At 64.8% G+C, this 18,797-nt stretch carries 15 protein-coding genes; 3 read left to right on the forward strand and 12 right to left on the reverse strand.

Annotation, left to right across the window (positions count from 1 at the left end):
- Positions 1 to 23: 23 nt before the first annotated feature.
- Positions 24 to 674 carry a GAF domain-containing protein gene (locus AC1DGC_RS00185; RefSeq protein WP_478046947.1) on the reverse strand — a complete coding sequence of 217 codons (651 nt, stop codon included), beginning with the start codon at positions 672 to 674 and terminating at the stop codon, positions 24 to 26.
- Positions 675 to 1,218: 544 nt separating this feature from the next.
- Between AC1DGC_RS00185 and AC1DGC_RS00190 the strand changes: the two genes are divergently transcribed.
- A complete protein-coding gene (locus AC1DGC_RS00190; RefSeq protein WP_478046948.1) occupies positions 1,219 to 2,436 on the forward strand; it encodes an MFS transporter in 1,218 nt (405 codons plus the stop codon).
- A gap of 90 nt (positions 2,437 to 2,526) precedes the next feature.
- Positions 2,527 to 5,274: a UvrD-helicase domain-containing protein gene (locus AC1DGC_RS00195; RefSeq protein ID WP_478046949.1), complete on the forward strand. Its 2,748-nt coding sequence runs from the start codon at positions 2,527 to 2,529 to the stop codon at positions 5,272 to 5,274.
- 7 nt (positions 5,275 to 5,281) lie between these two features.
- Here the strand turns inward: AC1DGC_RS00195 and AC1DGC_RS00200 are convergent, their stop codons facing one another.
- The 7 genes from AC1DGC_RS00200 to AC1DGC_RS00230 form a co-directional block, all read right to left on the reverse strand.
- Positions 5,282 to 5,635 carry a hypothetical protein gene (locus AC1DGC_RS00200; protein WP_478046950.1) on the reverse strand — a complete coding sequence of 118 codons (354 nt, stop codon included), beginning with the start codon at positions 5,633 to 5,635 and terminating at the stop codon, positions 5,282 to 5,284.
- A gap of 192 nt (positions 5,636 to 5,827) precedes the next feature.
- Positions 5,828 to 7,681: a peptidoglycan-binding protein gene (locus AC1DGC_RS00205; protein WP_478046951.1), complete on the reverse strand. Its 1,854-nt coding sequence runs from the start codon at positions 7,679 to 7,681 to the stop codon at positions 5,828 to 5,830.
- A 95-nt stretch (positions 7,682 to 7,776) separates the two neighbouring features.
- Positions 7,777 to 8,523 carry a hypothetical protein gene (locus tag AC1DGC_RS00210; protein ID WP_478046952.1) on the reverse strand — a complete coding sequence of 249 codons (747 nt, stop codon included), beginning with the start codon at positions 8,521 to 8,523 and terminating at the stop codon, positions 7,777 to 7,779.
- 185 nt (positions 8,524 to 8,708) lie between these two features.
- Positions 8,709 to 9,923, reverse strand: a complete 1,215-nt coding sequence (locus tag AC1DGC_RS00215; RefSeq protein ID WP_449334483.1) for a Tle-like phospholipase domain-containing protein — start codon at positions 9,921 to 9,923, stop codon at positions 8,709 to 8,711.
- A complete protein-coding gene (locus AC1DGC_RS00220; protein WP_478046953.1) occupies positions 9,920 to 10,627 on the reverse strand; it encodes a hypothetical protein in 708 nt (235 codons plus the stop codon). Before AC1DGC_RS00220 ends, AC1DGC_RS00215 begins: the two co-directional genes overlap by 4 nt.
- 480 nt (positions 10,628 to 11,107) lie before the next feature.
- A complete protein-coding gene (locus tag AC1DGC_RS00225) occupies positions 11,108 to 11,566 on the reverse strand; it encodes a DUF4189 domain-containing protein (RefSeq protein ID WP_478046954.1) in 459 nt (152 codons plus the stop codon).
- A gap of 598 nt (positions 11,567 to 12,164) precedes the next feature.
- A complete protein-coding gene (locus AC1DGC_RS00230) occupies positions 12,165 to 12,620 on the reverse strand; it encodes a DUF4189 domain-containing protein (protein ID WP_394163538.1) in 456 nt (151 codons plus the stop codon).
- A 352-nt stretch (positions 12,621 to 12,972) separates the two neighbouring features.
- On the opposite strand from AC1DGC_RS00230, the gene AC1DGC_RS00235 reads away from it, so the two are divergent.
- A complete protein-coding gene (locus tag AC1DGC_RS00235; protein ID WP_394163536.1) occupies positions 12,973 to 13,116 on the forward strand; it encodes a hypothetical protein in 144 nt (47 codons plus the stop codon).
- Between the two features lie 804 nt (positions 13,117 to 13,920).
- Here the strand turns inward: AC1DGC_RS00235 and AC1DGC_RS00240 are convergent.
- From AC1DGC_RS00240 to AC1DGC_RS00255, 4 genes are all read right to left on the reverse strand, one after another.
- A complete protein-coding gene (locus tag AC1DGC_RS00240) occupies positions 13,921 to 14,382 on the reverse strand; it encodes a DUF4189 domain-containing protein (protein WP_394163534.1) in 462 nt (153 codons plus the stop codon).
- Between the two features lie 76 nt (positions 14,383 to 14,458).
- Entirely contained in the window at positions 14,459 to 15,478 is a 1,020-nt protein-coding gene (locus AC1DGC_RS00245; RefSeq protein WP_394163532.1) for a TrbL/VirB6 family protein, read from the reverse strand.
- Between the two features lie 19 nt (positions 15,479 to 15,497).
- Positions 15,498 to 16,271 carry a hypothetical protein gene (locus AC1DGC_RS00250; RefSeq protein ID WP_478046955.1) on the reverse strand — a complete coding sequence of 258 codons (774 nt, stop codon included), beginning with the start codon at positions 16,269 to 16,271 and terminating at the stop codon, positions 15,498 to 15,500.
- A gap of 53 nt (positions 16,272 to 16,324) precedes the next feature.
- A complete protein-coding gene (locus AC1DGC_RS00255) occupies positions 16,325 to 18,793 on the reverse strand; it encodes a VirB4 family type IV secretion/conjugal transfer ATPase (RefSeq protein ID WP_259203022.1) in 2,469 nt (822 codons plus the stop codon).
- Between the last annotated feature and the right edge of the window lie 4 nt (positions 18,794 to 18,797).

The following is an 18,797-nucleotide window of genomic DNA, read 5'->3' on the forward strand; positions in this document are numbered from 1 at the left end:
GGCGGCTCAAGCGGGCAGGATGCTCAATGCACGGATCCGCTGCTGCGCGGTCTGCTGCAGCGCCGATGACGGTGCCGCCTCGGCGGCGATGCGCGCGGCCTGTTCGGCCACCGCATCGAGGGCGGCACGGATGGTCTGCGGCGACCGGTCTTCGCCTGGAGCCTGGCGTTCGTCCAGTTCCAGTTGCGCCCCCACCAGGCGGCCAGCACCTCGAAACAGCGCACGCTGACCGCATCCAGCTGCGACGGCTGCGGGTCCAGCGCGCACATCGTGCCAAACGGGCTGCCATCACGGCGGAACATCGGCACCGACAGGTAGCTTTCGAACCCGTACAGGGCCGGTGTCGGGTGGCTGGAGAACACCGGATGCAGGCTGGCCTGGTCGAACTGCACGGTCTGCTGGTGCTGGCGGATTTCGTCGCAGAGGGTGGTTTCCAGCACCAGGTCCTGCCCCGGCGCCAGCCCGAACCCGAGCAGGTCGTGCACCGCACACGCCGTCCAGCGCTCGGCAGTCACCCGCGCCACCGCAACGAAACGCATTCCGGTCATCCGGCTGGCCATGCCCAGCACTGCCGGGACCGCCGGCAATGCCAGCAACGCGGCGACATCGGCCAGCCGCGGGTCGCGCGATGCGTGCAGCGCAGCGTCCGGTCGGCCGGCCGGCCCATGCCTCATCGTCCGGGTTCTCCAGTGCCGCGATGCGCGACGCCAGGACCTCGGCCGTGACCCGGTCGAACAGCGCGCCCACCGCTGCCGACAACTCGCGGCCGTTGCGGATGTCTCCCACGAAGTGAATGCCCTGCCCGACCAGGCGCAAGTGCTCCACCCCATGGTCAAGGCGTAGCGAGGGCCAGGCCAGCCGGTCCAACACCCGCATCCACGCCCCGGTCGGAACGGCGTCCAGGAATGCGCTCACGATCACCCGCCCCGTTTTGCGGGCCCGTCACGCAGGCTAGGCAGGTCGACGCCGATGACGCTGGGAAAATCAGTGCCTGTGTACATCGTGATCCTGGGTGGCGTGACGGCGTGGCGCGGCGGCGAGTACCTGTCGTGTCGTGCCGGATGGCGACCACTGTCCCACCAATGCGTGAGACAGCACGTGATCGCGCGTTCACGCGGGCGCGGCGCACCACAGCGTCCTACGCCGTCAGTCGCTGGATACGCCGTTTTGCTGCGCCGCAACAGTACAATGCCCCGTTCCCTGATCCAACGCCGTCGCATGAGCCCCTCCCACGCCCCCTTGGCTTCGCGCCTGTCTTCGCGCGAGCGCACCTTCATCCTGCTGGCCCTGTCGCTGGGCGGTTTTGCCATCGGCACGAGCGAGTTCGCCAGCATGGGGCTGATGCTGGAAATCAGCCGCGGCCTGTCGATCAGCGAAACCCAGGTTGGCCACTTGATCAGCGCCTATGCGATCGGCGTGGTCGTCGGCGCACCGGTGCTGGCCTTCGCCGGCGCCGGTTACGCGCGCCGCAGCCTGCTGCTGGCGCTGATGGGCTTCTACGCGGTGGGCAACCTGGCCAGTGCGCTGGCCCCCAACTACAGCACCATGCTGCTGGCCCGCTTCGTCGCCGGCCTGCCGCACGGCGCCTACTTTGGCGTGGCGATGCTGGTGGCCGCGGCGATCAGCCCGCCGGCGCAACGTGGAGCGGCCATGTCCAAGGTCCTGCTCGGCCTGTCGGTGGCGATCCTGGTCGGCAACCCCCTCACCACGTGGCTGGGCCAGCAGCTCAGCTGGCGTACCGCGTTCGCCCTGGTCAGCGTGCTGGCCGTCGCCACCGTGGCGATGATCGCCCGCTACCTGTTGCCGGATCCGGACGAAGTGCGCACCTCGCCGATGCGCGAACTGCGTGCCTTCAACCGCCCCCAGGTGTGGCTGGCGCTGGCGATCGGCTCGGTCGGCTTCGCCGGCATGTTCTGCGTGTTCACCTACCTGGCCCCGACCCTGGTCCAGGTGACCGGCCTGGCTGAATCCTGGATGCCACTGGCCGTGGGCATCTTCGGCATCGGCGCGATCATCGGCAACGTCGCCGGCGGCTGGCTGGTGGACCGCTTCCACTTCCGTGCCGCCGCCGTGGTGCTGGTGTGGTCCATCGTGGTGCTGCTGGCCTACCCGCTGGCGGCGCAGTCGGTGTGGAGCCTGTTCCCGATGATCATCGCCGTCGGCACCATGGGTGCGCTGGCGGCCGTGTTGCAGACCCGCCTGATGGACGTGGCCGGCGAAGCGCAGACCCTGGCGGCGGCGTCCAACCACGCTGCCTTCAACACCGCCAACGCGCTGGGGCCGTGGCTGGGCGGCATGGCGATCGGCGCCGGCTTCAGCCCGGCCACCACCGGTTACGTCGGTGCGGCCACCGCGCTGGGCGGCCTGCTGCTGTGGGGCGTGGCGGTGCTGGTGGGCCGGCAGGCGCGGACTCGACCGGCCGCCTGCGAATCCTGAGGCAGCCAACGCGTCGGGTTTTTCCTATCATGGCCGGCTGACCCACCATCGCGCTGCCCAGCAGCGTCGACCGCCGCCTGGAAACTCCCGATGACGCACCACTGGACCCCTTCGCACTGGGGCCGCCGCTTCACGCGTACGCCGTACTGGCAACTGCGACGGGTGGGGGCGCAGATCGAGCTGCACATCGACGATCGCGTGCTACCCGTGCCGATCACCGCGCCGCCGTCGCTGCAGGTGCGGCGCGGCCTGGTGTGGACCGGCCTGGTGCTGTTTCCCGGCCAACCCGATGCAGTGCGCCTGGACGGGCTGCCCAACCGGCAGGCCCGCAGCCTTCGCCAGGCGCTGCGGGACCTCGAGCAGGCCCGCGCGCAGGATCAACGCCTGCTCGATGCCGAGGCCGCGCTCCTGGCGATACGCGCCTGGCTGGCGCAGGCCGACGCCGCGCTCGACCAGGCCGACGCCGAAGGGCACTGGTTCACCTCCGAGCAGCAACGCGCACTGTTGCAGCAGCGCCCGACGCTGCCACTGGGCGAGGATGCGCTGTGGGCGGTGTTCGACGACCCGGACCTGCGTGCCCAGCTGCCGGGGGAGGCCTCGCGGATCGAAGCCGAGCTGCTCCGCCATGCGCAGGACTGGACGGCCCTGTGGGACGCACGCAACGCCGCCCACCTGCAGCGCGAACTGCTGCACAGCCGCGACCTGCTCGACCGCGTCGAGCGGCAACCGCTCACCGACGAACAACGGCACGCGGTGCTCTGCTTCGACAACCGCGTGCAGGTCGTGGCCGCGGCCGGCTCCGGCAAGACGTCCACGATGGTGGCCAAGGCTGCCTATGCGATCGACCGCGGCCTGGTCGCGCCCGACCACATCGTCCTGCTCGCGTTCAACCGCGAGGCGGCCACCGAACTGCAACAGCGCACCGACGCAGCGCTGCAGCGGCTCGGCATGCAGGGCGTGCAGGTGCAGGCCAGGACCTTCCACGCGCTGGGCCGGCAGATCATCGGCAAGGCCACGGGGCGCCTGCCGGACGTGCCGGACTGGGCAGTCGATGCCAGCCTGGGCTTCCACAGGCTGGCCGAGCTGATCGACGTCCTCAAGGACCGCTCGCATGCCTTCCGCACCCAGTGGGACATGTTCCGGCTGGTGTTCGGGCGTGATCTGCCGACCGCGGGTGAGCCCACCCCGGCCGATGGCTGGGAAGCCGACGGCAGGCACTACCTGCACACGCTCAACGGCGAGCGGGTCCCCGACATCGACACGTGCGTGATCGCCGACTGGCTGTTCTACACCGGCGTGGCGTACGCCTACGAGCGCCCGGGACATCTGGACCCGTCCGCCGACACCTATAGCCAGCCGCCCGCGATGTTCCGCTACCCTTGCACCGGTCTGCAGCACGTGCACCTCGCCAGCGGCGAGGAGGAGCCCGCGTCGGGTGCCGGCCAGCCGCCACGGCACGCCGCCGGCCTGCTCCACACCTGCGCCCGGCAGCTGCGCAGCGGCGCCCTGTTCGACATCCTGGGCGAGGCGCTCTCGGCGCGCGGCATCGTGCTGGACCCCAACCCGGACCGCGAACTGCCCGAAGGCGGTGCGCGGCCGATGCCCGATGCCGAACTGATCGCCCTGGTGCGCACCTTCATCAGCCACGCCAAGAGCAATGCGCTCTCTACCGAGGACATGGCCGCGCGCCTGCAGGCCCTGCCCGAGGACCGGTTCAAGCACCGCTATCGGTTGTTCCTGCAGCTGGCGGCGCCGATCCTGCAGGCTTGGGACGACGCGCTGGCGGCCGAGCATGCGATCGATTTCGAGGACATGCTCAACCAGGCCGCCGAGCACGTCGAGCAGGGGCGCTACGTGCCGCCCTACACGCTGGTCATGGCCGATGAATTCCAGGATGCCTCGCGGGCGCGGGCGCGCCTGTGCCGGGCCCTGGTCCAGGCCCCGGGTCGGTACCTGTTCGCGGTGGGCGATGACTGGCAGTCGATCAACCGCTTCGCCGGTGCCGATGTCTCGGTGATGACCGGCTTTGCCGACTACTTCGGCCACGGCCAGGTACTGAAGCTGGAGCAGACCTTCCGCTGCCCGCAGGCGCTGTGCGATGTTTCCAGCGCGTTCGTGTCGCGCAACCCGGCGCAGATCCGCAAGCGCGTGCAATCGCGCGCGCCGCAACAGGGCGCGGCACTGCGCGCCTTCCAGGTGGGCTCGCGCGACCAGCTGCGCGATGCGGTGGCGCAGTATCTGACGCAGTTGCAGCAGCAGTTGGATAGCGGCGCAGCGGCACCGGGGCGCGACGGCAGGCTGCGGGTGTTCGTGCTGGGCCGCTACAACGCCGACCGTGCCTACGTGCCCACCGACTGGAAGGCGCGGCATGGCCACTGCATGGAGGTGACCTTCCTCACCGCACATCGCGCCAAGGGCGCCGAGGCCGACTACGTCATCCTGCCCGGCATGCTCGACCGCAGCTTCCCCAGTACGCGTGCCGATGACCCGGTGCTGTCACTGGCGATGCCGCATGGCGATGCCTATCCCCTCGGCGAAGAGCGTCGACTGTTCTATGTAGCGCTTACCCGCGCGCGGCGCTCGGTGGCCATGTTCAGCGTACGCGGACGGCGCTCGCCGTTCCTGGCCGAACTGGTCCAGGTCGGTGCGGTCACGGTAACGTCGCTGGACGGGCACGCCGTCAGCGACACGCCCTGCCCCGCATGCGGGGTCGGTGTGATCGTGCCCCGCACCGGCAGGTACGGGGCGTTCGAGTCCTGCTCGAGTTACCCGCGCTGCGAGTACAAGCCAGGGAAAGTGCCCCGGCTGATGCCTACACGCACCACGGCACGGGCTTGAATCCCCCTCAGTGCTGGAAGGGGGACGTCTCGGCTTGACCCGGACCCTTCCAGCGCCCGGAGGACATCGCGTGACGACAGGTCGTCAGGTACTCCTGGTAGGACTTGGTGTCATCCTGACTCCAATCCTTGCCATACGGATTCGGCGGCCGGCAGTACGGCATCAACATGAAGGCGCCCGTATAGGGATACATCGGAATCCAGCACGGCGCCGGGTTCATCTTCCTGTCCTGCCCCTTGGTGCAGAACAGGAAAGGATCGTTGTAACGATAGGTCAGTTTCCCGTAATAGCCCTGCTGCGCATCGAGCCTGAAGCTCAGCAGCACCAAGACGACCAGACCGATCTTGAAGATAATCTTCATGAAGTTCCCTCTCTACAGCGCGCCATTGCGCACTGGTCTCAAATTACGGCTGAACGCCTGGTTGGATGATAAAGCCAATTGCGTTACCACTGTCTACACACACACGCCGTTTCGGCCCCCACCGAAGTACCGCACCCCTGCCGAAGTACCGCACCCCTGCCGAACCCGCGCCCGGCAGGGGTGATGACTGGCTCAGCGCTGCGGGTCCGAGGAGCCCTTGGACGGCTCGGTCGGGGGCGCCTGTTCCATCGGCGGCGCCGGCTTGTCCCACTGCGGGTTCTTCATCGTCGAGGCGAACTCATCGATGACCTTCTGCACCGAGCCACTTTCAGGATTGCGTACGGCCGCGAACATCCGCTCGACAAAGCTGGACGAACCGCCCTCCTCCCGTGCCTTGTCGGGCGCCGACGGGGCCTCCCCGGCCTTGCCCGCCTCGCGCGACAGTTCGGATAGTTTGCCCCAGGTCTGCGGCCCGGCGATACCGTCGGCCTTGATCCCCTGCGCCCGCTGCAGGCCCAGCAGGGCATCGCGCGTGGCCGGGCCGAAATGCCCATCATTGGCCAGGGCATTGCCTGCGGCATCCTTGTAGCCCAAGGCGTTGAGCTGCTCCTGCAGCGCCGTCACCCCGGCCCCCTGGGCGCCGACACGCAGGATCTGCGTCGCACTGGCCGCCGGTCGCGCGCCGCCTTCGTGGGCCGCGCCCCGCTCGCTGCCGCGCAGTTCGGGCAGCGGGTCGACCTTGCGACCGTCGCGCCACAGCTCGAAATGCAGGTGGGTGTCGCCCTTGGCCGGCGTGTTGCCGCTGCGCCCCATCGTGGCGATCTGCTGCCCCGCCTCGACGCGGTCGCCATTACGCACCGAGATCTGGTCCAGGTGGAAGTACTTGGTCATCGAACCATCGTCGTGCTGGATCCGCACGGTATTGCCGGCCGCGCCGTTGTTGGGCGTCACCGTGACCTTGCCACCGGCGAAGGCGGCAATCGGATCGCCGACGTCCCCCTGGATGTCGATGCCACCGTGGGTGCGCCCGCCACTGCGCGCCGTGCCGAACTCGCCCCGGCCTTCGCGCGGCTTGTCGGCCTCGTTGATGCGCTCATTGCCCGGCGCCGGCCAGGCGATACCCGCCGCCCGCTCCGGTTCGGCCGGCCGGTTGCGCTCGTTCTCCGGCCGCGCCTGCTGCGCCGCCAGTGCCTCGCGGGTGGCCGCATCGGCCTTGCCACTGGGATCCAGCGCATTGGCGGCCTGGAAGCTGCGCACCGCTTCGGCGGTGTGCTGGCCATAGATGCCGCTGCCGGTTTCCAGCGCATTGCCCTGGGCGTCACGGAAGCCCATCTGGTTGAGCGATTCCTGCAGTGCCCGCACCTCCTCGCCACGCTCGCCACGTTGCAGCACGCCATCGGCCAGCGGCGCGGCCACTGCCGCGGCACGCGCGGCGGGCGCCACCGCCGAGGCGGTGATGCCGCGGTCGGCAATCTCGATCGCGGCGTACTTGGCATTCCAGTACTGGGTGAAGGAGGTGGCCAGGTCGCGGTCGTTCATGTCGCGGACGCCCGCGAACGGCTGGCCGGTCACGCGCTCGAAATCACGCGAGCTGATATTGCCCAGGATATTGGCCCGGGTATCGTCACGGGAAAACTCGCCGGTGGCGATCGCACGCTGGATAGACGCATAGCCACCGCCGCCCTGCTGGTGCGCCAGGTACATGTCCAGGCCGTTGGGCTGCTCGGCGCCGGACAGGAAGGAATGCCCGGTCTGGGCCTGGCGGTCCACGATCTGGGTCCGGTTGCGCGCGTACAGGGCCGCGGCCGCCTCGGTATTGGCGGCGGGATCGAACTCACGCCCGGTCAGGCCGAACTCGGCCGCCGTGCTGGGCACGAACTGGAACAGGCCCTTCGCCCCGCTGCCGGTGTTGTGCGCCGTGGCGTTGAAGTTGCCGCCGGTTTCGATATACGCAAACCGCAGGAAGTCTTCCCGCGGAATACCACTGCGCTCTGCCTGACGCTCGATTACGTCGAGAATCTCGCCTCTGTCATTCGTGCTGGCCATCATTGGCTCCTCAGATGAAGTGCGGCCGTGGGCCGCAGGACGTCAACCGGACTCGATCCATGAGTCATTTACAGAGCGGTCAACTCGAAAGTTTATCAGGGCTGGTAACGCCCCGCCTTCGCGTTAAAAGTATAGGTCAGGGCATCGGCCGGCCCAAGGTCACGCAGCGTGCCGGGGCCCGAGATCGCCTTGCCGGCCAGCCCCACCTTCAGGGCGGGCAGCCCGGACGCGCCCGGCGCGCCGAAGGTCAGCTCGCCGGTGCTGACGGCACACGGCATGACCTTGCCATCGTCGCAGGCGGCCGAATTGTCGCTGCCGGCCGCGATGCTGCCCAGGTAGCCCCAGCGGCGGAACGACAGGTCGTCCACGTTGGCCGGGTCGAACAGGAACAGGGCAAAGGAGGCCGTGGCCACGCCGTCGGCAAACCGGCGCGTCGGCACCGCCAGCACCAGCCGGCCGTCGTCGGTGGCGTGCGACTGCGCCTTGCGCGTGGTATCGACCGGGTCGCCCTGGTCGTTGGCCCCGAACTCGCCCACGTAACCGTCGGTATCCAGCTGCGACCACACCGGCTTGGCGGCATCGCCGCCCTGGACGAAGGTCGCCTGCGAGATCGCCACGTGGCCCGGCTCCATCAGCCCGCCCTCCGCCTCCGGCCCCTCGGTGCCTTCGGTACGGGTGGCGAACCCGGTGAAGTAATGCTTGCCCTTCAAATCGAAAGCATAGCCATACCAGTAACTCACGATGACGCCGCCATCCACTTCGTACGTGAACGCACCATCGCCGTCGCGCTGGTAGATGACATACAGAATGCTATCGGGAGAAGGCGGTTTGAGCGCGGTCATACCTGGGTCCTTTTGCTGTTCCACGGCGGGCTGTGCTCCGACAGCCGTCCCTGACGTGCGTGTCGCCGCGTCGCCATCCTGCTGGCCGCAGCCGGCAAGCATACCAATGACCATCGCCAACAACGCCAATTTTGCCTGTCTCATGCATCCTCCATCGATACGTGCCGCATGGGTGGTCCCGCGCCTCAGGCGAAGCGGGCCGCGTCCTGCGACGGTGGCGGAGCGTGCTGGGCCGCGTCTCGCTGGGTCGCCGCCTGCACCTGCGCGTCCACGCGCTGCTGCCAGGCCTGGCCGGCCTCGGAGTTCTGCAGGCTGGCCGTGGCCGCACGCAGGTCTTCGGCGTTGCCGCCCCGGGCGGCATCCAGCAACCGCGACACATTATCCCGCCCCGCCCCGCCTCCTTCGCGCGTCGGGGTCGCGGCGTCGGGCGCCCGCTCGGACAGGGGCCGGCCAGTGGTCTGCGCCTCCCGCTCCTGCTGCTGGCGCGCCGGCTCACCGGCCTTGACCGGCCCGCGCACGTGGTCGACCACATCCTCGATCGCGCCTATCGGCCCGCGTGCGCCGATGGTCACCACCCTGCGCAACCGTTCCACATCGCCGCGGTAGTTGTCGATGGCGTCCTTGTGGTCCTCGGCGCGTGCCTGCGCGGCCGGGTCCTGCAGCACGGACTTGTCCGGCTTGCCGTCGCCATCCACCGGCAGGAAGTTGTGCATGCTGTGCGACCCCATCGACCGCGCGGCCGCCACGACCGGCAGGTCGGGCGTGATGAAATCCACGAACCGGTTGTCGTGATAACCCGACTGGCGCAGCACCGAGATTTCCTTCTCGGACGCGTAGGTGCGGACCTCACCGTAATGGCCACTGGCGGCGCTCACCACGTCGGCGGCCATCACATGATTCACCATGCGATCGTTGGGGCCCTCGGGAATGCGTCGGTCCAGGCTGCCCGCGCCGTACGCATTGAAGGTTTCACCGCGCAGGTCGTAGTGGTGCGCACTCACCTGGGCCAGCGTGCCACCCAGCGAATGACCGGTCACGGTCACTTCCGGCGGATTGACGCTGCTGTAGGTGCGCGCATAGTGCAGCGCCCGGCCGGTCAATGCGATCGCATCGTCGGCCTGCGGGTTGGTTCGCGACAGCACCATCGAACCGTCGGCCACGATGCCGTCTTTCCAGACTTCCTCGGTGCCGCGGTGCGCCACCACGATTTCACCGGAGTCCACCTTCTGGTAGATCGTGCCCTGGTAACCGGTGTTGGGATTATTGGCATGCTCGACGACACGGTACTGCGTGCCATCGATGACAACCTTCTCTTCGTCGTTCGGACCGCGCTGCCCGACCTTCAGATCCTGGTAGGAATGCGCCGCCAGCCCCGCATACTCCTGGGAGGGAACCGTCATTTGGTTGTCTCCTTGGCCGTCACGGTGATGCTGAAGAAGGCATCGCGCTGATCCGCGGCCTGTCGGCCCTGCGCGGTCTTCAGGTCGGTGTTGCCGAACTCACGGAACCCCGGCATCTCCGCACGCGGGTAATAGCCCGTCCAGAAATGCTTGGTGCGGCTGCCCTGGCCCAGGATCGAGGCGGCCGGCAGATCGGCGACGAAGCGCGTATCGGCCTCATCCTTGCCGGCCTGCAGCACAACGCGCGCCTCGGTCAGCTCCCAATGACAGACCCCTCGTCCGTAATAGTCCTCATCGACGATGCCGTCGGCATATACCGTGCCGGCATATTCGGTATCGGATACGCGCGTCAGGCTGACGGTTTCGTTGCTGGTGATGCTGAGGAAGACCCCGGCCAGCTCGTCCTTCTTGCCGCACTCGGCCTCGTTGCTGACGTCGTACTGGGCCACCGCGCTGACACGCGTGAAAGGACCCGGCGCCCCGTCCAGCACCACCCGCACCTCGAAGGCGCGTCGAGGGGCCGGATTGAGCTTACGCAACGGCGGAGCGTCGGGGGAAGTCTGCAGCGATGCATTCATGGGAACGACCGTGTTGTTTTGCCCGGAACAGGCGGCGATGGGAACGATCAAGGCACATGCCACGGCGAACTGGTGCAGCCGCAGGCGTGACGATCGTGACGATTTCTCGATGATCGGCATACTCATGGCGAGGCGTGATGACCTTGTGATGACAGCACGCGCTCGTGCGACCCACCGTAGGCGTAATGCCACGGATGAGGCTGCGTCATGCTGGGCGACGGGAACGCACGACCGTCCCCAAACGGCGCCGTGCAGCGCCGATGATCCCGCGGTGCGGGCATATGAAAATGTGATGGGCGCAGCAAATCGAGGCCAGGCCAATCCGGCGCCGGCCTTTCAGTAATATCGAGAAAATCCCCAACCACGCATGTAACAGCCATCATTGGCTCCAGAGGTGAGTGACGGCCGAAGGGCCGTTTGACGTCAACCGGACTCAATCCTTGAGTCTTTTACAGGGCGGTCAATTCGAAAGTGCATCGGGGCATGGCCCCGCCTTCGTGTTGAGGACCCAGCTTACCCCAAGGGAACGGGCGAGGCCAAGCCCCTCGAAAACGCCCCGCCGGGGCCGGGCGAAGGCCGCCCGGGCTCGCTCACCGGCGACCGGGATCAACCGCCGGGCAGTGCGCAGCCCTCGCGGACGACCTTGCAGTCGGGGCCGCAACGACGCAGGGCGCGCTTGGTGGTCTTGTCCAGCGTGCGCTCGGCCGGCGGTGCGCTGGCGATGATGTGGCCCGCACTGCCGGCGGCGAGCACCGCGCAGGCATTGGCGAACACCGTCTCTACGACGCAGTCACCGCCGCCCTTGGCCCGACAATCGGTCAATGCCGCGGCCTTGGCCTCGTCCTCGCTACCGGCCTTGTCCATCCAGCCGTAGGCCTGGCCTTCGCCGATGGCAATGGCCCCCCAGCGGTCGGACGGAGGCGCCAGGCGCCCGGAGCGCTGGGCCGCCATCATCGCCGGCAGCGTCACCGTGTTGTACTGGACCGAGCCGGGCTGCTGGGCGAAGACGTCAGCGGAGGGAAACAGCGCGATACCCGCGAAAAGAAGTGCGACATTCCATTTCATATGCAGCGTCCTTGAGTGCAGAGTGGATAGCAGTCCCGTTGACAGTCTACTGCGACCGCTGCGCGGTGAGCCACCGAGGCTTCTTGAGTCCGTAGAGCGCTCAACCGGCTCTGTGTACCCGTAGGGGATATCGCGCACCCAGCGTAGCCGCACCTTCTTAACGCTCTTGCGCGCAAGGTTTCTGCCGATTGTTTCGCCGGATCTGCTTGGCCCGGGCCTACGTCCAGGAGCTGGTCGCCACGACCCCATATGCACTGACAAAGGTAACGGAGGACTCGCCCCCTTCCGTCCCATCCTTCACGCAGTCCTCGATGGCCGCCGCCTCTGCCGCCGATTCGAGCCAAGACCGACGGCGATCCCATGTGTTGCTCGCTTGCCGGTCGCGACCACGCCGCGCCGGTTGATCGGCCGGGCGCGCCACACACCGCCCCATCCGAGTGCGGGAAGGAACAAGGCGTTGTATTCAACGGCACCTGGCTGACGACCATGTGCAATGGCGGCGAAGGAGATCACGCGAGGACCGCCAATGCCGCCCTATCACCGGCCTGAAAGTCGGTGCAAAGCTATTAGATGGACGAACACCCACTCGGTCTCTTAGTCAGAACTCGTAAGCACAGCCCTCACGGATGATCCTACAGTCTTTCTCTCCGCAGCCTTTCAGCGCCCGTTCCCTCAGTGCTTTAGCAGTGTTTCGGTTTGGAGACCCACTAGACCAATAGTTCGCGCTCGGACTGCTGGCAACGGCGATGCACACATTAATGAAGACGTCCTCCACCTCACAGCTCTCCGCGCCGCCAGAGGAGCATTCCTTGATCGCGTTAGCCCTTGCCTCCTTTTCAGAGCGCGCACCTACAACAAATCCGAGCGCGTCGCCCTTCCCGGTAGCAATTGCTCCCCATCTATCCAACGCAGAGGTAGCCACCACGTCCCCTGCACCATGGCCAGGCAAATACACAGTGTTGTATTCGACTGAGCCAGGCTGCTGTGCGCCAGCAGGAGCCTGAATGGCACCGACCAACAGAAGCGCCGCACCACTGAACAGGACCGATCTCATCAGCTTCTCTCAAATAGAAGAAGTCCCTCGTCAAGCGGAACCTTCAAGCGAAAGTCCCACCCAAAGGCTGGACCTTGTTATCAGCCTTCCTTCCCGCATCCTATCGCATCCGCGCATCCCGACCGCGACTGAACTCAGCGCCCCGGCAGCGAACACGCCTCACGAATGATTCTGCAGTGTGCCTCACCGCACTCGGAAAAGCATGTTTCCTTGGTCTAGGGAAGAGCCTTACCTTGATACGAAACACGGAATCGCTGCACGGAGATATCCTACCTCGGCCCTATCCGGCGTGTAGTTACATCTGTTCCGAGCAGCACTAACGAAGCTAGAGCTAGCGGCAAATGAACCCAACGTGCAGTTGAAGAGCATCACCGCCATCGGCATGGACATGGCCATCAGCACCGACATCAACAGCCCCGCCCTGCTGCACCGCAGCGGAACTGACGCCCTTGCGGAAGCTGGGCTCCTAGGGGAAAACCTCGGCGGGGTGAAATAGCACGATACCCGCGAAAAGAAGTGCGAAATTCCATTTCATATGCAGCGTCCTTGAATGCAGAGTGATAGCAGTCCCGTTGCCAACGTACTGCCACCGTTACGCGGTGAGCCACCAAGGCATCTTGGTCATTTCCCGCGCTCAACCGGCTCCGCGGACAGTAAGGACTTCATGCACCCAGCGTAGCCCCACCCTCTCAGTGCTCTTGCCAGCAGAGTTTCTGCCGATTCTCGCCGAACCTGCTTAGCCCGGGAAGGCATCCTGGAGCTGGTCGCCACGACGGCATATGCACTGACAAAGGCAACGGAGGACTCGCGCCCGCTGGTAGCAGAGGCGTGACGCAGGCGTCATCGAACTCCGCGCCCATGATGAAGCAGCCGTCCGCCTTGTCTCTCCGCAGAAAGGCAGTGAGCAGCGTGCACGTCTCCATTGACTGCCCATCTGGAAGCTTTGCACCAGTATCTGCGCTTGCGCCTGAAGCGCCCATATGATCGATGTGTGCTCCCCGCGCCTACATAGACGCCGCGCAACTCGCGGACAGGGCGCCAGATCGCCACCTCACACCTTCGGCACGGCGGCAGGAACTGAGTGGCGTAGGGAGAGGCTCTCACTGCCCACTTTGAACTTCGGTGCGAGGCAGATAAGACATACCTCCAAATGTTCACAGCATCGCGTGTTGAGTAAACCTGATGATGCGGAGCACTAGGACCGGAAGAGCGGCCCTAATGTCGTCCAATGCAAGGCGTCCATCGCTCATCGCTTATAGAGAGCTGCGCCCAGAACACGCTTCCGTGCCCGCCTCTGCGATTAGCGCACCGGACTGGCACAACCCTCGCGAATGATCTTGCAATCGTCCGTTCCGCACTTACCAAGTGCTCGCGTCCTGAGCCATTCCGCTGAATGCTTCTCCGGATCGGCGGTAGACCAGGAGAACTGGCTGGAATTCATCGTAACGACCGCACAGGAATTGACGAAGGTCTCTTCCACCAGACATTCCTTGCCACCGGCGGCGGCGCAGTCACTGAGTGCTGCTCTCTTGGCCTCACTCTCCGACTTGGCACCCACCATAAAGCCAAGCACTGCGCCTCTACCAGTGGCTACTGCCCCCCAACGATTCCCAGGGTTGGGGCGCCGAGTGTCCCCGACGCCGTGTGCTGGAAGGTAGACCGTGTTGTACTCCACTGAACCCGGCTGGGGTTGCTGGGCAAGTGCTGTGTCGATTGATAACGCCATCCCAACGAAAACAAAGACTCTGGTTGCAATGTTCATCTAACACGCTCCAGCGGAGACATCAGCGACTGCGATTATCAGTGGCGCCAGGTGGAAGTCGATCAGGAAGTGACCCTCACTTCCTGAATTTCGAATTGCTATCGCTCTGCGAGCCCTGATTCAACTTGTCCGAACCCACGAAATCCTGCTGGAAGTCGGAACGCTGACCCGAGCTGTTACGACCCAAGTTACCGAAGCTCGAATTAGCCGCAAATGAACCCAGGGTGCCATTGAAGAACATGGCAGCCATCGGCGGAGCCATCACCATCAGGACAGACATCAGCAAACCGATGCCACCCTGCTGAAGGGCAGCCGAGTTGATACCCGCGCCGAAGCCCAGCAGACTGGCACCGGCAGAGGACGCATAGTACGAAGCAGTCATCATGGCGGCGGATATGGCCACCAGCTTGGTTGCCACTGAAACAGTAAACGACAGGACCGCCATCGAGAACATGGTGCCGATTCCGTAGAGCAGCCAGCGCTTGAAAAGATCCTTGGTCTGGTCAAACAGGAGGCAGAGGATGAAGATTGGCGCAAAGCCTACGAACAGAACCAAGGCAATTTTGTAAAGGAGCAGCATTGCGCCGCCCACCACCGACGGCCCGGCGATGCCGACGCCAATCAGGGTGGTTGCCTTCTCCTGCTCTTTGGCGTTGGTGTCGTCACCCTTGGTGGGCAATGCATCCATGAGCGCGAAGATCAACCCCATGACCTTCAGGTTATCGTCGATGGCGTCCTCAACCTTGTCGTTCTTCCCGGTCACCACCTGATGGATCTCTGTAGGCAGATAGTCGGTCAGGAACTTGGTGACGTTCGTGCCTGCGAAGGACATGGATGTCGCTGCGATCACGATAAGGAACGCGCGAAGAGAACCGACCACCAACGCCATGAGCGATTCGCGGCTACGCCCTGTGATGATCATGAAACCATGCATGAGCACCCACAGCGTGAGCAGGGTCAGCGCCATTCCGCTGACCCACTGCATGCTGCGCAACAACATCGCCGCCTGGAACGCTTCGATTTCCTTGTTGACCAGCTCGAAGACGATGGAGAAAAAGGCCCATTGAATAAGGCCGGTTGGATCGAAATTGGGCATGAAACAGCTCCTGGTTCCTTTAGATGCCGCCGCCCGTCAGGCCGGAAATCCCGGGCAAGCCCGAGAGATCCAAGCTGCCGCCGCCCTTGAATGCGTTGCGCGTCAATGCGCTCTGCATATTTTGGATGTGCGCTACACGGGCGTCGTAGGCAGCCATGTACGTCTGATACCGGTCACGGTCGTTGTCCATCAGCGCGGTAAGCGTCAACAGCTCGTTGGTGTTGTACTGAAGGTTGGCGTAGTCATTCGAGCCAAGATTGCGGCGTCGATCCTGAATTTGCTTGAGCCGATCGTAGTTCTCCTTCGAGCGTTCGAACATGCGAAGAGAGAAACGGTAACGGGCCAGCTCGGTCTTGGCCAACTCCTGGCACAGTTCCAGCTGGTGTCTGCCAAGCGCCGTATCTGCGCCGGTTGTGCACAGCTTGTCCATCGGCAACACGGTAGCTGTCGGCTTTGTGGCATCGAGCTTTTCTTCGCCGCTTGGCTCCACCACCATGGCCGGCGTCGCATCTGACTGCCGTTTGGTCACGCTCAGCTTGGTATTTGCATCGTTCAGCTGACCGGTCACAGTGCCGTTGCTGCCGAGCTTGCTATCCAATTTGGCCTGCGTCTTGGAGTCATTCACCTCCCACGCCGCCATGGCGACGCCCGCACCCAACATAGACGCAATCGCCAGCGACAGGACCAGCCAACGGTTCGCCTTCGGCAGCACGGGACCGGCGCCGAACATGCGGGTCCAGGCCTGGTCGAAGCTGCTTGCGTTACCAAGATTACGGTTTCCCTGGGATGCCATTTTCCACCTCCACTAGTCTCTATCTGGGTTATACAGCCAGTGCGCGCCGGATATCAGCGCGTAACCGCCCGCCTGCGTTCAGAAGTTTCCCCGCCTGTCTTGCCACCACGGCCGGAGCCCTTGCGGTTTGCATAGAAGGCTTCAAGCCATTGGTCCGGGGTCAATTCCGATCGGTCGATTTCGAGTCGCTCGGCCTGCTCGCGCACGATGCGATCCATGATTTCAATGTTGTCCGTGCTGGCCGAGATGACCGCCAGGGCGTCGTCCATGCCGCGCAGATTGAGCTGGCAGACGGTGGAGCCGTGGCCCTGCTTGACCAGGAAGCTGCGCGAGCGTTCGTCGAGCTTGACGACCACCTCGAACTCGGCCTCGGTTAGCTTCAACCCCTCCATGTACTCCTCGCGGGACGCATTGGGGTTGGGCAGCAGGATCAATGTGGCGGTCTGTTCGATCAGCGCCGCGGAGATGTCGCTGGCCAGCGCATCTTCCGGGCTCTGGGTGGCGAAGATGCCCAGGCCGTTCTGCTTACGGATCGTCTTCTGCTTGTTCTTGGCGAAGTCCTTCAGCGCGCCACCGCCGTCGAGGATCTTCCAGAATTCGTCCATCACGTAGATCAGCGGGCGACCGTCGATCAGCTCCTCCAGGCGGTGCAGGAGGTAGTTGATGACCGGCACGCGCACTTCGACGTTGTCGATCACATTGGTGTAATCGAAGCCGATGATGTTGGCCTTTTCCAGGTCGATGATGTCGACCGGGTTGTCGAAGACCCAGCCCAGCGTGTTGCCGGCGGTCCACTTGCGCATGCGCGCATACAGGCCGTCGTCGCCCATGTTGGGCAGGCTCTTCTGGAAGTTGGTCATGGTCCGATACTGCATCGGCATGTCCAGCATGCTTTCCACCGCGCGGAAGATGTCCTCTTCTTCGCGTGCCGAATAGGTGACCTTGCCGGCCAGCTCCTTGACCAGGTCGCCGAGGAACTGCACGTTGGCGTCGGTGTTCTCGCACTGGAACGGGTTGAAGCCGGTGGGCTCGCCGTTGTCCAGTGCCAGGTAGTTGCCGCCGCAGGCGCGCACGAAGATCTCGGCGCCGCGGTCCTTGTCGAAGAAGAAGATGGTCGGCGACGGATCGTACTTCTGCACCTGGCTGAGCAGGAAGTTGATCAACGCGGTCTTGCCGGTACCGGACTTGCCGATCACCATTGTGTTGCCGATCGCCTTCTCACCCAGCGAATTCTCGGCCGGGTGGGTGGCATGGAAATTGAAGTAGTACGGCTGCCCGTTGGTGGTCTGCAGCACGGTCAGGCACTGTCCCCACGGGTTGTTGTCGCGCTTGCCGGTGGCGAAGTTGTGCAGCGGCGACAGGCCCAGGAAGTTCAGCGAACTTACGTTGGCCACGCGCGTGCGGTACTTCCAGTTGCCCGGCAGCTGCGAGTAGAACGAGGAACAGACCGCGAGGTCTTCCTTGGCCGAGACGAAACCGGCGTTGGACAGCTCGGCGCGGGCCGTTGCCAGGTTGACCGACAGCGACTTCTGGTCGTCGGCGTACAGCGTCAGGATGAAGTGGTACTCGCCCAGCACGAAGTTGCCGGACGCCACCTGGTCCATGGCGTAATCCATTTCGGAGATCTGGCTGACTGCCTTGTCTCCGGAGGAAATCATCATGCCCTTGGTACGCTCGAGGATCTTGAGCGCATCCTGGCGGCCCATCGGGCTGAAGGAATGGGTGATGACGTACTCGAAATCCAGGTACTTCAGGTTGTTCAGGATGCCCGGATAGGTGGCATCCGTGTATTCCTTGATGTTGAGGATGGCGCCGTAATGGTTCTTGCCGCTCGGGGTGTTGATCACGAAATCGCCCGAGCGCGCCGAGAACATGTGGCGCGAGACCGGCAGGTAGTCGTAGACCGGTGCCCGCAGGACGGGCACCGGCTCTTCGACCCGGTTCAGCAGGTAGCCGAGGAAGCTCAGCACCTCCGAGAACACCACGCCGTTCTTTTCCTCGTACATGCCCAACTGGACCGGTGCATAGTCCTTCAGCACCGCTTCCACGTTGCCGGCCAGCTCCATGATCTTGCCCACGGCCTGGTCCTCTTCGGACTGCAGCCGCGAGACATCCGCGGATTTCTCCACGAACCGCTTGCCGGACACGATCGGCCGGTAGAGCATGGTCAGGTACAGCTCGTTCTGCATGATCTTTTCAGACGAGAGCCGCTGGAAGTACTCATCCGACAGCTGCTGGTTGAACACATGCTCGTACGAACTGCGCAGCTCCACCCGACCGCGTCGACGGATGTCGTGCACCCAGAACGCGACGTTCACGAAATCCGGCGCACGCAGCGTCTGCAACATCCGGTTGAAGGTGTTGTGCCGGTGCTCCAGCTCCCACTCTTCTCGCCCGACAAACGGCAACCCGTCCAGGCGCCAGATGATGAGGTAGTCGCCGCCCGTCGTTTTCACGACCTGCGGTGACACGTGCGAAGACAGCGGGATGAAATCGGCGATCGGGGTATCTGGCGCCAGCATTGGA

This window comes from Stenotrophomonas sp. 05N37 (assembly GCF_056397365.1).